Here is a 14,066-nt window from a genome sequence, read left to right as displayed (position 1 = left end):
ATCATCATCAGCAAGGTTACCATCGACTCTCATCATTCTGGCATTTTGAAGTCGATTGTTGATGTTTTCAAGTTCCGCTATACCTGCTTTCCTTTCCTGGTCTTGCGCTTTTGTTTGACTTTTAAAATCATGCTGTAGGGCCATTGAATAAAGTTCGAGCCTGCCGGGTTTGAGAACATACTTTTGTATCTCCTTTAAGAACAGCTCATTGGTTGATTCCGCTTTAAATCTGACACCACACTGGGTTGTACAGTGGTAATAATTGTAGTAGTTATACTTGCCCTTTGAAGCACTTCCCGTTAGAACTCTGCCGCATTTATAGCACTCCAGAAAGCCACGCAATGGAAAAGAATCATGAGAAACCACTTTGGGTTTATTAAACGGGTTTTTCTTTCTGCCATCTATGATATCCTGTACCTCGGAAAATAGCTGCTCGGATATCAACCCTTGATGCTGTCCCTTAACAAAATAGCCAGGTTCGTCTTTATAGGGTGGTATGAAGATTTTGCCACAGTATACCGGGTTTCTAATGGCGAGCCAGAAAGCATTTTTACTACATTTTAGACCTTTTTCTTTGGCCATTTTCCAGACCTGCTCAGTGTTGAATCTCCCCGTTGCAATTTCACTGAATGCCCAGAAGATGATTGGTCCGACGGTGGGGTTGATAACGATACACTTTCTGTTTTGCTCGTTCACCTTGTTGCTGTAACCGATAGGAGCACTAGCCATCCATCTTCCTTCTTTTTTCGCACGCCTCATTCCATGGAAGACGTTAAGGGCTCTACGGTCATTTTCAACCTCAGGTGCAGCCAGGTAAAATGCGAGCATCATTTTATTTTCTGGAACAGAAAGGTCAAGCGGCTGTTCGATAGCCTGAGGTTCAGCTCCAAGTTTTCTAAGCATATTGATCATTTGATAAGCATCACCGGCATTCCTGCTAAACCTGTCCCACTTTGTAAACAGTACCAGTGTCGTTTGCTTTTTGTTTGCCCTTAGAGTTTTAAGAAGCTTTTTCCATTCAGGTCTCTCAAAGGTCTTGGCTGAGTGATCTTCAAATATTACGCCATTAACAGATATTGAATTGATGCTGCAAAATCTTTTCAATGTCTCTTCCTGACCTCGTTGAGAGTATCCTTTGTCAGCCTGTTCGTCAGTGCTAACGCGGATGTATAATATTGCGGTTCTCATGATTTTTCACATTTAAATCAGACAATTGACTATCCACATCGCAAAAATAACAAAGTTAAATTCTTCATTTAGCCTTTGTTAGTTGATTTACAGCGATTCTGGCAAATTGATGGATAAGTTTGACAACGTTTTTTGCTTCTTCTAAACTGATTGACTCGCCGTGCTTCTTTAAAATTTGTATTACCTTTTCAGGATCAAGCCCTGTTTCCGTTTCTTTTACCTCCATCACACACCTCCCTCGTATTTACGTTTAGGGCCGGGCTTGCTTACTATAAAGTATAATAGCCCCCGACTTATCACAAATCTATTGGATACAGTTGAGATGATCCTAAGGGAAATTGGCGTAGGTGGTGAAGAGGGCTTAGTTGCAAAAAATGTGGTTTGGACTATTACGAGTAAATGCATTTTTTTTGACGGAAATAACATAAAAACTTACTGATTATGAGTCAGTAAAAATATGGTTTTTCTTCTTATTGTATATTTGTCTGTTATTATTCAATATGCTGATAATTAGACATTTATAAAATATTTTTGTTTTTGTTTGTTGTCTGTTTGTCGTCTAATCCGTAAATTTGTATTGCACATTGTATTGCACATAAAATTGAATGAATGTTCAATCAAAATGGTAGTATCATGAAACAGGCACAGTGAATTTATTCTTCGACACCAGGAGGGATGATAATAAGATAAAGCTTAACGTCATCTTTGAAAGAAAGCAGAAATTGTTTTCAACAGGCATCAAAGTAAGCAAGGCGGAGTGGGAGCGGTTAAAGAAAAATGCCGAGAAAGATTCGCCGGATGGTAAAATCAAGGATGATAATTTTCTTGACGTTTGGCACAAGTTGTGGAGCAGGGAGACTGACCCAGTCGGCATTGTCCCTTTTGCAAGTAACATTACCAGACAGCTAGGTCCTAATTTTACATTTGATCTGTTCCGTGAATCATTTGAAAGTTACGGCAAGACGGAAGCTCTACCAGTAAGGACTGAGTCAGACGACGTGATAAGCATGCTTGATTTAAAAGCAAAGGCGATGGAAATTGAAGAACGTCTTGGCTCAGCTGCGAGTTACAGAGATACGGGGATTTCCTTGTGCCGGTTTATTTCGTCATTCAGCGACACTGAAAGAACCAGATTTCTGAACATTCCTAAACCTACTAAACGGCATACACAAAAACCTACTACCATTTTGAGATTTGAGCATGTCACTCCCGATTTTTTAAAGGCCTATGAACAATGGATGCTTCTCTATGGTCGTGCTGCAAAAAAGAAGAAATTAAAAAAGGGGGAGGCTGCTGCTGTCGATACTCCGGCAAGGCTTACGACGGTGGGAATATATTGCCGGCAATTACGTAGTGTTTTTAATGATGCAATCAGAGATAAGGTTGTAAGTTCAGAGCTATATCCTTTTGGAAAGGGTGGATATATTATCCCGGCTGGTGCAAATATTAAAAAAGCTCTATCTAAGACAGATGTTATGAAAATCATCAGCTATCAGAGCGAGCCTGGTTCCTACGAAGAGCGAGGCCGTGATCTGTGGGTATTTTCTTATCTGAGCAATGGAATGAACATTACGGATATCTGCAGTATCAAGTGGAAGGACGTAGACAGGGCTGGGAATAGCTTGTCCTTCGTTCGACAAAAAACGGCACGAACGAGAAAGGGCAATCAAGTCCGGATAAAAATAAACCTGTTTGCTGAAAGCTGGAACATTATAAACAGGTATACCAACAGTACCGCGCCGGAATCATACGTATTTCCGTTTTTGGATTCCGGCATGACTGCAAAGCAGAAGAAGAGTACGGTCTCGCAGATAGTAACGATGACCAATCTGCATATCCGAAGTATTGCTAAAAAGTTGGATATAGCGATGGATATCACAACTTACGCGGCCAGGCATTCATTTGCTACGATATTGTTGCAGTCAGAGGCGCCGATTGCGTTTATATCGCAGTCCCTCGGTCACCAGAACATTTCCACTACGCAGGCTTATCTTGGATCGTTTGATGATGAGAAGATGAAGAAGTACCTAGAAGCTTTGATTTAATAGCAATTATGTTGTTACTGAAATTAAGCAGGAGCGAAAATAATTAAATGGTCAACAAAGTTTGCTGGGAATTCCTGCGAACTAAAGCTGGTTTGGACCAACCTGTCTTTAATTTAAACGGTACCGATATACGTATTTACGAGCTTTGGATGTTGGTTAATAACTGGGGAATTCTGGCGGCATAATTTTCGAAGGAAAACCAAGTTGGGTCAGTTTTAAGTTAATTTTCAAGGTGCAAAATTGATAGGATATTAGATAAAATTGATTTGCTTTTTGCATGTCATAATAAATAATAACCATGATGTGACTTGCGCAATCCATGGTTATTATTTGTCTTTATTTTTGGTCGCCTGGTTTGTGTTTATGTGGTCTTAAGCCAGGATGCTTTGGCTGAGATTCTGGTGTGACTCGCCTTCTTTCATCTGGTGTCCCATCTGGTTTGTTAGGTTTAGGTCCAGGCTTAATTGCTTCAATTGTGTTCATAATCTGATTTGTTTATTTTTTATTTTAATATTGTTTTATTAAATAGGTTTAAAAAATCGTCTTAATTATGGCTTCAACTCCTGAAATAAGTTCGTCAACTTCCTCCTGTTTTGGTTCTCTTGTTTTATTATGGTCACACAAGTTTCTTATATCACCTAAAAGTTGAATTTTTCTCCAATTTGGTGTGTCATAAACACCTGCATTTTTTAAGATGTCATTAAAATCAGAAATCGAAGGGTTCTTTTTGGAAGTTGTTAAATTATGATTCCCTAGTACTTCGGATAAATGTTTTTCAAGAACTACACCTGCAATGGCACCCGCACCCCTAGAGAATTTGTTTTTATTGAGTTCTCTTGCTGAATCAAGTTCGCTATCAAATAGATCTGCCTGTACTAACTGTCTAATGTCAAAAAGAGAACTCTCAAATCGTCTTTCTAAAGATTTCAAAATATTTAACTGTTGTTCAAACTGACTTATTGCTGCGTCTGGTCCAACTTTTTTTTCTCCATAACCACTGTTAACGGTTAAGTTTTGTAAATAGTCTTCCATTACATAATTACCGTATTCAATAGCCTTTCGTGTCTTTGGTTTTTCATATAATCGAACAAAGTCGTTCCGTCTATCTGGCATTAATTGTTTTACCAACACAAGCGATTCTGAGTACCAACTTTGATATTCTCTATTAAATGGCAATATGTTTTCAATGAATTCTTTTACCTTCTTCTCGTCTTTTATCGCTTCTCTAAGTTGCTTTTCAAAATTATCTTTATGGCAAGCATACCTTATGGAAAGATCTAATTTTTCACCTTTATCAATCAAATGTTGTAAATCACTTTTATATTTTTCAATGTTTTTCATATAATAAAATAGCGTTCTGGTTGAATTTTTCGTTAAAAGGCGCTTTGGCTAAATAGATCATTTGAAGTTTATACTAATTCTCTAAGCATTAACGCCCCTGAATGACATTCCTAATTTGTTGCCTACTTTAAAAGCATAGTTTTAAAATTATTGTATATCACAGACTTAAACTCTTCCTCTTGAATATTATATAATTTGCTTCCTTCTTTTACAGAAAATTTAATAGAATCAAGTCTATTTTTAATCTTATTGTTAAATGTAAAGGGAGCATCAGACTCGGTCAACACCGCGTCTTTCGGAATTTCGGCTATGAGATGCTGTCCTTTCTTTGAGGTTACCATACGATGATTGAACGAGAAATAAAAACCATATTTCAACGCGCTTCTTAATTCGTTTATGTTTCCGGAGAACCAATGAAATATCACTTGACAATTGGTATTTTTTAGGTGCTTGTGAATTAATTCAATGGTTTCATTTGCCGCATTTCTGGAATGCACAGTAAGTATTTTGTTGTCCTCGGCACCCGCAGCCACTAGAATTTCTTCGAAAACCTTTTTCTGTAGCATGTAGTTGCCTCTATGTTCAATTGAGCCGTCCAAACCCACCTCTCCAACATATTTGGTCAATGGAAGCATTTGTTTAAAAATATCAATTTGATCGTGGTAAGTGCTTACTAACTCGGGATGTAAACCTAGAGAAATCCTAATATTTTTGGATTGAGCAAAAAGTATAGTGTTAGGTTTGAATAGAAATGGGGCGTTAGTTACACTAATTGACTTGATCGGCAATCGATCTTCTTGCGTCGGATTCTTATCGATTTCCTTCAACAAGTCAAGATGACAATGTGTGTCAATATATATAGTGCTCATATTAAAACCACCTCTTTGATTAGTTTATCTACCTCCAAAAGTGCTCTGTTATACACGTCAACATATTGATCGACTTGGTCTCCTAGAGGCCCGGTGTTCCTAATTGCAGCTGTTAGATAACCGGGGTTTAACTTGGCTTTTTCGATCATATATTTGAACGCGATTATGTCTGCACCTTCCGCTTTCGAAATTCTCAGTCCCTCTTCTTTGAAAATATTTCTTCGATACCTGAATTCATCGGAAATCCCGGCTGATAGATATGAAGCCTGCCTTATAATACACGGAACACATGATCCACAATGCAAATTACCCAAACCCTCAAATCTTCCGGAGGGGTGACTGCAAGACATCGTCGGCGTAATTCTGACGAGATCTTTATTCAAACACTCGAGCAACATTTCTCCTTTAGTTTTAAACTGATAGGGGTTTTCGATAGTCACTCCCAAAGATAAGTTATCAAAAAGACTTTGCATCAAACCGAAATAGTGAGGATGAGTTGTCCTGGTGCTATGTGATCCTGTTCGCAAGGGGGTCAAAGGAATATTAAGGCTGATCATTCCATTTTCTGGAACTATCAACTTTGAACGATCTTTCAAACAGGATGCGCAGATTGCTCCCAACGTTAAAAACATAAATGATCTACCCCTTTCAGTATGATCTTCACTATTGAACAAACCTGCTTTGGGTACCTTTATAAAGGCGAATACTCTCTGGGCGGAATTTTCTTTATAATGATTATTTAAAGCTTCTCCACAACCCTTTTGATACGGAGAAACATCAGCGCTCTTCGAATGCCCAACCAGTAATGGTCTTATATTTTTTTCCAATAAGTCTATTGCCCCAATGAAACTATCCATTCCACCAGAAAACAAACAAACTGTATCCGTTTCATACGGCATCATAAATCTTTTTAGCTTACTAACTGGGGCTAAAACAGCGGAATTAGCAGACCGTTCCCTGAAGGTTATGGACCAAATATCGCCAGTCAAAAACCGGAATATTTTTTCTAGCGACCGTCGTTCAGAATTCCACAACCCTAGGTTACTAACGGGAATGAATAATTCGATTATTCTTGTCCAGTTATCCTCGCTGTGATGCTCCCTTCTAATTCTTGTATCTGCGGCATACATTGTACAAGCTATCACTAAAAGATCCATGGATACCTCAGAAGGTACTAATCTAAGACGCATTAGAGATTTTAAAAAGGCTGTTAGGCTAACTTCCCTAGAATCAAAATTCTTGAAAAGAGTTAGTTTAGCCGTTTTTAAATAATTAGTCTGGTGTATTGTCCTGAAATAGCTTTACACAAAAGCTAAAAGGATGAAAGCAAAAGAGAAAAAAGTTACTGTAAAAAATCGAAAACCGTATGAACGACTAAGCGATACGGAGAAGAAAAAGATTGTTCATGAAATTAACTCCGGACTAATTGGCCAGAGAGCTGCTGCTCGGAAATATGGTCTAAATCGAAAAACGCTTGGTACATGGGTTGCTGAATTTTCTTCGTTTAATGCTAGGCCACGCGAGGTGGCAGAAGAAGCCATCGGCAATATGAATGAGAACTCAAAGACCAGGATTCTGGCCAAACAGGTACAGGATTTAACGAAGCAACTTGAAAAGGCTAATTTGAAAATTAGCGGACTGCAAACTATGATCGAAGTGAGTGAACAGGAACTTCATATTAAGATCAGAAAAAAGCCTGGTTCCAAACAGTAAAAAGGATGCGGCAGAAACATCCGGAAGAAAGCCTCGGAAGTCTCTGCGAACTGTTTGGTGTGACACGTCAGGCTTATTACGACGCAGCAGAGCACGAAAAGAAAACATCAATAGCTCACATGCTGATTTTGTCTTTAGTCAGAGAATACAGGAGCAACATTCCTTTTATTGGGACCAGAAAACTTCTTTTCCTACTAATACCTGATTTAAAACAGCATGGTATTAAAATCGGAAGAGATCAGTTGTTTGAACTGCTACGGTTTCATGGTCTTTTGATCCGTAGAAGGAAGCGTATGGTAAAGACCACTGATTCTCATCATTGGCTAAAAAAGTATCCTAATTTAATCAAGGGACTGGAAGTAATTGGACCAAACCAGTTGTGGGTGAGCGATTTAACCTATATAAGAACTCTCGAAGGATTTAGTTATCTAAGCCTGATAACAGACGCATTTTCGAGAAAAATTGTAGGTTATTCTCTTTACCAAACGTTAGAGGCGGTTGGCTGCATTAATGCGCTAAAGATGGCAGTTGAAGGACGAAAATATGACTCGCCCTATTTTCTAATCCATCATTCTGACCGCGGAATTCAGTACTGTTCTGCGGAATATGTAAGTATTTTGGGTGACGAAAATATTGCGATTAGTATGACTCAGAATGGTAGTCCATATGACAATGCACTTGCGGAACGGGTAAATGGCATCATAAAAAATGAATTTTATCCGAAGCGGGTTTATCAAAATCACAAAGAAGCATCGAAGGCCATCTCGAGAATTATTCAGATATACAACGGCAAACGGCCACACGCGAGTGTTGATTATTTAACTCCTGAACAGGCACACGAACGCGAAGGACAGTTATCAAAGCGCTGGAAAACTTATCGCAAGAAAAAGAAAGACGTACCCGAGTCCTATGAAGCATAATTCGATCTCCACATTGTTTCTTATAACCCCCCGTTTTAAATGAGGGGGGATTACAAGAAACAATGTTCAAAGCCAATAGAAAATTTACTTTAAATTTAAATTGGCAAATGGCTTACATTATACTTGTAAAGTAATCACAGTATTAAGAAAATCTAGGTGTAAGATTATGGTAGTACTAACAAAAAGATGCGTAAAGTTAAATCAGGATTATCAATCGGAATTGTAAGGTTTTTTCTGTACAACTCCTCGTTAATTAATTAATAATGAAGCTCTTGCGAAAAGAGTTTTAAGTTCGCTTTGGCTTAACTTTAGTGCATCTATACGTCTCTCGACTTGTTTTAGCCCAGCTGCTTTTGTTTTTTGATTAGTTTCTTTTACCTGCTGTTTCTTATATGGTTCTGCTTTGGTAAGCATATTCCAAATGATAACAGCAAGCTTTCTGGCAGTAGCGGTTATAGCCGTTATCCTACCTTTTTTATAAGCGATTCTTTTAAAAAACGGAGTTAATTCGTGGTCTTTTTGATTACCAATAGAATTGGCTGCCTGACGCAGTGCTGACGCTAAGTAAGACTTTCCAGATGGTGTCCGGCTACTGATGATCCGACCGCCGCTTATTTTATTATTTGGGACCAGGCGGAGCCAGCTGGCAAAGCTTTTTGCTGATTGGAATTTATGTATGTCGTCGCCCATGGTAGTCAACAGACAAAGCACGGTACTATAACTAATTCCAGATATAGCAAACAAATCCGTTTTGAAATACTGCCAGGCAATAGAAGAGACGTCAAATACAGGAGCATTTTTACTGCTTTTTTTCTTGCTTCTATTTGGCTTTTCTTTATCGGATTCCAACAGTGTATTAACAGGAGCAAATTTTAGCAAAGCCTTCTCAATAATTTTGTCGCATTCTTGAAGTGCTTTTTCATATAATCTGTAAAAATCCAGTGATGCGCTAAGTTCGAAAAGCAGTTCATCGCGCCACCAACCTTTCAGAGAATCTGCTATTTCCTGTTTTGACTTTTTCATCCGGATATCAACTAGAGATGCCAGATAATGTGGATCCCTATTTCCGGATAAAATAGCATCAATGATTGCGAGACCGGATTTTCCCGTAATATCCCGAATAGCCACATCTAACCTGACGTTCATTAACCGAAGCGCCTTTTGCATTTTGTGCGTATACTTTGCAATTTGTTCTACTATATGCTGCAGATGGTAATAATAAGTACGAAGTTCCTGAAGAAAATCACTGAGTAAAAAGCTGCCAGACAAAAGACCCAGAGAATGTAATTTCTGGATCCAGATGCAATCAATTACATCAGTTTTCCGGCCTTGCACATTCTTAGTTTGGCTTCCGCCTACTAAAAGGACTATGAATCCGGCCTTCTGTAACGCATTAAAAAGGGTTTGCCAGTAACTTCCGGTGCTTTCCATGGCCACCGAAGTTATGCCGTGATTTTGAAGGTGCGTAATAAGCAGTTCATGATCTTTTGTGTAAATTCCAAATGAGCGTACATTTTCCTTATTTTGGTCTACGGCCACCAGGTGGCTACGAGATCCAACGTCTATGCCCGCCGCATTGTAATTAATGACTTGCAGTGGCAATGATTTCTTTTCCATAACATTTCGTGTTAAAATAATGAAATAGCTTCATGGAAATGTATTTTAAGGATATAAGATTTTTCTGTACGGGATTCTCAAACAGAGATCACCAACTAATTCAACAAATATCTCAGCAATAACCGAGACAGTATACATTCCAGCCCAGATTTCAGGAAGGACTTTAAGGTACCATTAAACCTAAGAGCTTATTTATGAAGCTAGAACAAGATAATGAAATATCGAAAAAGTTTCCCAGTTGTCATTCTTATTCAACGGAATTTGTGCAGTCTAACGATTTCAGGACGATACAGCATAATCACAATGCTTTTTGGTAGCGAGTTCCGACGAGCATCTTTTGATAAATTTTAAATTCTTCAAATTCCAAGAAAGTGGTGAGATTTACACCTAGCCAACGTCTCACTAGAAAAAAAGCTCTACCGAACCTGCGGTACTTTTCGTTCAATCTTTTAATTTAACCCTTGGTTGGGCTATATAATCGGTTTGCCAGATCAACCCAGGCACTGGTTAATGCTATAAAGGAGTTTCAGTGTATGGGAATTGATTTTATATCTTATCAGGAGAATATCGATACCACTACACCGACCGGTGAACTGATATTTCATGTGTTGGCTTCTCTGGCACAATTTGAAAGCTCATTGATCAGCCAGCGGGTAAAAGCCGGTATGGCCAGGGCAAAAGCACAAGGGAAACAGATATCCTGAAACAAGTTACATCCAGGCAAACTACAACAAATATTGAATTTACAAACATCTGGATTATCAATGAATCAGATTAGTATTAGGTCTGGTGTCGCTTACGGAACTGTTTATAATTATCTTGCTAAGGCAAAAAATAATTTTAAATACTTGGATGAAATTGGGCATCTTAACTATCACATGACTATAAATACTATTAATACAAATAGATGATTAAAGTTATAATTTTAATTTTTTTAATTATATTTTATGTTATCATTATAAATATAATTAAAATAAATAATAAATAGGTTACATTTGTTTATCCTTCAAATTTAAACAAACGACCTATGAATATTTTTTTGCGTTCAACATTTTATATTGTTATTTTATTTGCGTCTCTCCTATTTTTATCTCAATGTAATAAAAGTGATATATCAACCATTCCTGATGTCAAGGAGGTAAATAAGGACAACTTCACAGTGTCGATGCAGGAAGCTACGGAGGTGGCTCAACGATATATTTTAGCACAAAATCAAAAAAATAATACTTCATCCGCTAAAATTGCAGCAACATTGGAGGTGACAGGGCAAGAAACAATTGTGGATTCAATTGATAAAAAACCCCTTTTTCATATAATAAATCTAAAAAAGGGTTTTACAATAGTTTCTGCGGACATCAGGACAATGCCAATTTTAGCCTATTCGGAACAAAATCAGTTTGACACCAAAGATATTCCAAAGGGTGTTTTGCTTTGGATGGAATCTGCAAAAGTTAAAATCAGAGATGTTAGAAAGAGAAATTTGGAAGGGGGTGATATTATAGGTAAAGAATGGAAAAAGTATTTTTCTGATAAAAATGGCAGAATCATGGATACGAATTGCTACGAATGGTATCAATACGGCCAATTTCAATGTCAGAACCGTCAAACTACTTTTGGCCCTTTACTAACAACACATTGGGGACAAAAGAATATTTCCACGGCTGAGCTCAGTACGTCAAAAAACTGTGATGGCTGCGGCCGAATGTTGGCTGGGTGCGGTCCTGTGGCAATGGCTCAGGTCGATGAGTTTTACCACCCGTCGACAAGGCCTCGATATTCAAATACTTCTTGCACAGTGTCTACGCCTGAGCAGACGAGTTTAGCACTTTTAATGAAAAAGATGGGAACGTATGCTCAATCACAATACGATTATGCTTTTTCATGCAATACTTTTACATGGCCAGGAGATGTAAAGACGGGATTTAGTATGCTGGGATATTCTAATGGTGGTGGAACCGACGAAGCATATAGCTTCCAGAAAATCAAAAATGATTTGACGGGTAATCATCCTGTAATATTTTGGGGGTCGACATGTTTAACATGTTTGAGTGATTACCATATCTGGGTTTGTGACGGTTTACAACAAAATCATTACAGCGAATTTAATTGTTCAACCAAGCAATGCAATGAGTGGACATATACATACTTACATATGAACTGGGGATGGAGTGGAAGTTATGATGATTGGTATTCTTTCGGTGCATATAACCCTGGCGGTCAAGACTATAATGGGAATTTACATGTAATTACAGGAATAAGGCCTTAAGTTAGCGATTATAAACTTTGTACATTATGTTTTACCGTTATCAATTAATCATTCTATTTTGGCTATTATTGGGAAGTTGTAATAAACCCTCTCCTGGGTTTGATACTGGCGGCCCCATAACACAGTATTTGTTAGGAAGCTGGAAGTTAGATAAGGTAGTTTCACCGTCAAAAACTAAGATTGGCAATCAAATCGGTTATACAAATACCTTTGAATCAAGTAATGAGGGCAATGGAAATTTTGATAGAGTTTACAGAAATGATACGCTGATTGATACATATTTCTGGAGCCGAGACCCCTGGCCAATAGCGGACGCCACTAAAATGACTGTGCTGGTTACTTATAGAGGTGGTTTAAAGCGTTTTTTTAAAATATACCGCGAACTCGGAAAAGATGATGTGTTGGAGACTTCGGCGTATTTGTCTGAAATTGGTAGTGCGCAAGATTCGGTGAAGTATTATTACAGTCGCAAGAACTAAACGTAAGAGCAGACCAGCTTAACTCTTCATTTAAGCTGGTCTGCATAATTAATTATCTATGAGCCACCATTATAGATGTATTATCATCACGTTTTTATTGATTTTGTTTCAAGTTCCTAAATTGCTTGCTCAAATAGACACCACTAGCACTATACCTGATTATTGGACAGATCATCGTGCGAAGGCTATATATATTGAGGCTTTAGGGACTTCACTCGGTTACTCACTACACTACGATATGCGCTTTCGTCGCGGTCATCGTGGCTTAGGAATAAATATTGGATTAAATAGACCTTTAGAATCCGGGCAGACGAAAACATATTCAATATCTTTAATTGTCAACCATGTAAGTTCCAACCAACGTATTGCATTAGAAGTTGGTGGTGGTTTTCTCTTGGCATATAGGCGGCGGATATACGATGACGTAAATAATCGTATTCACCGTACTAGTTCTTTCTATTATCCTGCAGTGGCCAATCTAGGTATCCGTTTTCAACCTAAACGGATTGGGCCAGTTCTAAGATTATTTTGGTCTCCTAATTGGAATATTGATAAATCATCTGCACAGCAAGTTACGCTACGTTGGTTCGGCGCATCGCTGGGATTAGGTTTTAATTAGCACTAAATACTTTAATCCTTTAACGACACCTAAGGACATTCTGTACTATCGGTTAAAATTACTTGAATAAGAAAGGGAAAACTTCAATAGCTATCCCATTCCATTCCTATACTTAGGGCCACTAGTTATAAACCTCATATTGTGAGTTCACACAATCATTAATTAATACGATTTATATATGGTCTTTAAAGAAATTGTAATCGGTAACAAATGCTGTAAAGTTTAGATGAATAAAAAGTTCAGCTGAGAATCTTTAAATTAAAAAAAAAGACTATTGGTAAATAGTTAATAATATGCATAGAGTACTGCACGGGACTGCTGTCCCTACTGGCAGGCTCGGCTAGGATGAGCTTTATAATAATGCTGCTCTGGGAAAAACTGGTCTGGAAGATTTTTTCTTGTGAGTGCATATCAGTTACTTCTTTTATGCTGCTTTACCAATAGGAATCGAATTCAGAGATCAAGTCAGCTAAATTCACTATATAGCTTAAACCGACAGTTATAAAATAAAGGGATATAGCCCCCCAGCGACTTTATAGGAACTATAATATAAAATTTTTAACCCATACAAATAGCCAAGAAACTATTAGGAAAATGTAAAAGGCGGGGAAGGTTTTTGAATTTGAAAATTCAAACTTCTTATGTCGAACTTCATAGGCCGATATAATCAATTTTAAGCCAAATTCTGATTCAATTTCTTTAGCTCGATCCATATAAATTTCCATGTATTTAGACAATCTAAGTTCATTATTAAGACCAATAAACAGGAGAAAAACTGCTACTGCAGATAATAAAAGGCTGGACATGTCGAGCATCAACATTTTTGATCCAATTATACTTATTACAGCACCTTGAACTGTTATTATGAAAGCTATATCTTGCCTTCGTAAGAGAGTTGTATTTCGATATTGATTAAGAGCTTCTTCATATTCTGTCTTAGCTATTTCCCAGTTTAAATGTGCATCACCGCCTGTGGAGTTCATAGATTTACACGGATTTAATTATGCTA

13 protein-coding genes and 1 pseudogene are annotated in these 14,066 nt (G+C 37.8%); 7 read left to right on the top strand and 7 right to left on the bottom strand.

Annotated elements, in window-relative coordinates; all coding sequences use genetic code 11:
- Positions 1 to 405: 405 nt before the first annotated feature.
- Both BMY70_RS31260 and BMY70_RS30845 read right to left on the bottom strand, forming a co-directional pair.
- A pseudogene (locus tag BMY70_RS31260) lies at positions 406 to 1,188 on the bottom strand (recombinase family protein); the annotation flags it as partial.
- A 64-nt stretch (positions 1,189 to 1,252) separates the two neighbouring features.
- Positions 1,253 to 1,414 carry a hypothetical protein gene (locus BMY70_RS30845; protein ID WP_177196987.1) on the bottom strand — a complete coding sequence of 54 codons (162 nt, stop codon included), beginning with the start codon at positions 1,412 to 1,414 and terminating at the stop codon, positions 1,253 to 1,255.
- Between the two features lie 421 nt (positions 1,415 to 1,835).
- On the opposite strand from BMY70_RS30845, the gene BMY70_RS08815 reads away from it, so the two are divergent.
- Positions 1,836 to 3,233: a site-specific integrase gene (locus BMY70_RS08815; protein ID WP_090334825.1), complete on the top strand. Its 1,398-nt coding sequence runs from the start codon at positions 1,836 to 1,838 to the stop codon at positions 3,231 to 3,233.
- A gap of 531 nt (positions 3,234 to 3,764) precedes the next feature.
- Here the strand turns inward: BMY70_RS08815 and BMY70_RS08810 are convergent.
- From BMY70_RS08810 to qatC, 3 genes are all read right to left on the bottom strand, one after another.
- Positions 3,765 to 4,574, bottom strand: coding sequence for a hypothetical protein (locus BMY70_RS08810; protein ID WP_090334824.1), 810 nt, complete (start codon positions 4,572 to 4,574; stop codon positions 3,765 to 3,767).
- A 122-nt stretch (positions 4,575 to 4,696) separates the two neighbouring features.
- Entirely contained in the window at positions 4,697 to 5,443 is a 747-nt protein-coding gene (gene qatD, locus BMY70_RS08805) for a Qat anti-phage system TatD family nuclease QatD (RefSeq protein ID WP_090334823.1), read from the bottom strand.
- Complete coding sequence (gene qatC, locus BMY70_RS08800) at positions 5,440 to 6,633, bottom strand: Qat anti-phage system QueC-like protein QatC (RefSeq protein ID WP_090334822.1); 1,194 nt, start codon at positions 6,631 to 6,633, stop codon at positions 5,440 to 5,442. The genes qatD and qatC overlap by 4 nt, the downstream gene beginning before the upstream one ends.
- Positions 6,634 to 6,763: 130 nt before the next feature.
- Here qatC and BMY70_RS08795 point away from each other — a divergent pair, with 130 nt between their 5' ends.
- Together BMY70_RS08795 and BMY70_RS08790 are read left to right on the top strand one after the other, a co-directional pair.
- Positions 6,764 to 7,156, top strand: a complete 393-nt coding sequence (locus BMY70_RS08795) for a transposase (RefSeq protein WP_090334821.1) — start codon at positions 6,764 to 6,766, stop codon at positions 7,154 to 7,156.
- 5 nt (positions 7,157 to 7,161) lie between these two features.
- On the top strand, positions 7,162 to 8,076 hold the full coding sequence (locus BMY70_RS08790) for an IS3 family transposase (protein ID WP_090334820.1): 915 nt from the start codon (positions 7,162 to 7,164) through the stop codon (positions 8,074 to 8,076).
- Between the two features lie 249 nt (positions 8,077 to 8,325).
- Here the strand turns inward: BMY70_RS08790 and BMY70_RS08785 are convergent, their stop codons facing one another.
- Complete coding sequence (locus BMY70_RS08785) at positions 8,326 to 9,693, bottom strand: IS110 family RNA-guided transposase (RefSeq protein ID WP_090334819.1); 1,368 nt, start codon at positions 9,691 to 9,693, stop codon at positions 8,326 to 8,328.
- Positions 9,694 to 10,154: 461 nt separating this feature from the next.
- On the opposite strand from BMY70_RS08785, the gene BMY70_RS31255 reads away from it, so the two are divergent.
- From BMY70_RS31255 to BMY70_RS08765, 4 genes are all read left to right on the top strand, one after another.
- The gene (locus BMY70_RS31255; protein WP_262485741.1) at positions 10,155 to 10,397 is read left to right on the top strand and encodes a recombinase family protein; all 243 of its coding nucleotides are present in this window, start codon (positions 10,155 to 10,157) and stop codon (positions 10,395 to 10,397) included.
- Positions 10,398 to 10,720: 323 nt separating this feature from the next.
- On the top strand, positions 10,721 to 11,959 hold the full coding sequence (locus BMY70_RS08775) for a Spi family protease inhibitor (RefSeq protein ID WP_090334818.1): 1,239 nt from the start codon (positions 10,721 to 10,723) through the stop codon (positions 11,957 to 11,959).
- A gap of 26 nt (positions 11,960 to 11,985) precedes the next feature.
- Complete coding sequence (locus BMY70_RS08770) at positions 11,986 to 12,438, top strand: hypothetical protein (RefSeq protein WP_090334817.1); 453 nt, start codon at positions 11,986 to 11,988, stop codon at positions 12,436 to 12,438.
- A gap of 58 nt (positions 12,439 to 12,496) precedes the next feature.
- Positions 12,497 to 13,057: a hypothetical protein gene (locus BMY70_RS08765; protein WP_090334816.1), complete on the top strand. Its 561-nt coding sequence runs from the start codon at positions 12,497 to 12,499 to the stop codon at positions 13,055 to 13,057.
- A 542-nt stretch (positions 13,058 to 13,599) separates the two neighbouring features.
- Here BMY70_RS08765 and BMY70_RS08760 read toward each other — a convergent pair.
- Positions 13,600 to 14,040 (bottom strand): hypothetical protein, encoded by a 441-nt coding sequence (locus BMY70_RS08760; RefSeq protein WP_090334815.1) that lies wholly within the window; start codon positions 14,038 to 14,040, stop codon positions 13,600 to 13,602.
- Positions 14,041 to 14,066 lie beyond the last annotated feature (26 nt).

The sequence above is a fragment of the Dyadobacter koreensis genome (genome assembly GCF_900108855.1).
GTDB classification, from domain to species: Bacteria; Bacteroidota; Bacteroidia; order Cytophagales; family Spirosomataceae; genus Dyadobacter; species Dyadobacter koreensis.
The sequence above is the reverse complement of the archived record's forward strand: the minus strand, read 5'-3'. Positions and strand labels throughout refer to the sequence as shown.

Coding starts and splice junctions, on each gene's coding strand:
- BMY70_RS08770 (WP_090334817.1), top strand. CDS start 11,986: ATGTTTTACCGTTATCAATTAATCATTCTATTTTGGCTATTATTGGGA.
- BMY70_RS08760 (WP_090334815.1), bottom strand. CDS start 14,040: ATGAACTCCACAGGCGGTGATGCACATTTAAACTGGGAAATAGCTAAG.
- qatD (WP_090334823.1), bottom strand. CDS start 5,443: ATGAGCACTATATATATTGACACACATTGTCATCTTGACTTGTTGAAG.
- BMY70_RS30845 (WP_177196987.1), bottom strand. CDS start 1,414: ATGGAGGTAAAAGAAACGGAAACAGGGCTTGATCCTGAAAAGGTAATA.
- BMY70_RS08775 (WP_090334818.1), top strand. CDS start 10,721: ATGAATATTTTTTTGCGTTCAACATTTTATATTGTTATTTTATTTGCG.
- BMY70_RS08795 (WP_090334821.1), top strand. CDS start 6,764: ATGAAAGCAAAAGAGAAAAAAGTTACTGTAAAAAATCGAAAACCGTAT.
- qatC (WP_090334822.1), bottom strand. CDS start 6,633: ATGCGTCTTAGATTAGTACCTTCTGAGGTATCCATGGATCTTTTAGTG.
- BMY70_RS08810 (WP_090334824.1), bottom strand. CDS start 4,574: ATGAAAAACATTGAAAAATATAAAAGTGATTTACAACATTTGATTGAT.
- BMY70_RS08785 (WP_090334819.1), bottom strand. CDS start 9,693: ATGGAAAAGAAATCATTGCCACTGCAAGTCATTAATTACAATGCGGCG.
- BMY70_RS08765 (WP_090334816.1), top strand. CDS start 12,497: ATGAGCCACCATTATAGATGTATTATCATCACGTTTTTATTGATTTTG.
- BMY70_RS08790 (WP_090334820.1), top strand. CDS start 7,162: ATGCGGCAGAAACATCCGGAAGAAAGCCTCGGAAGTCTCTGCGAACTG.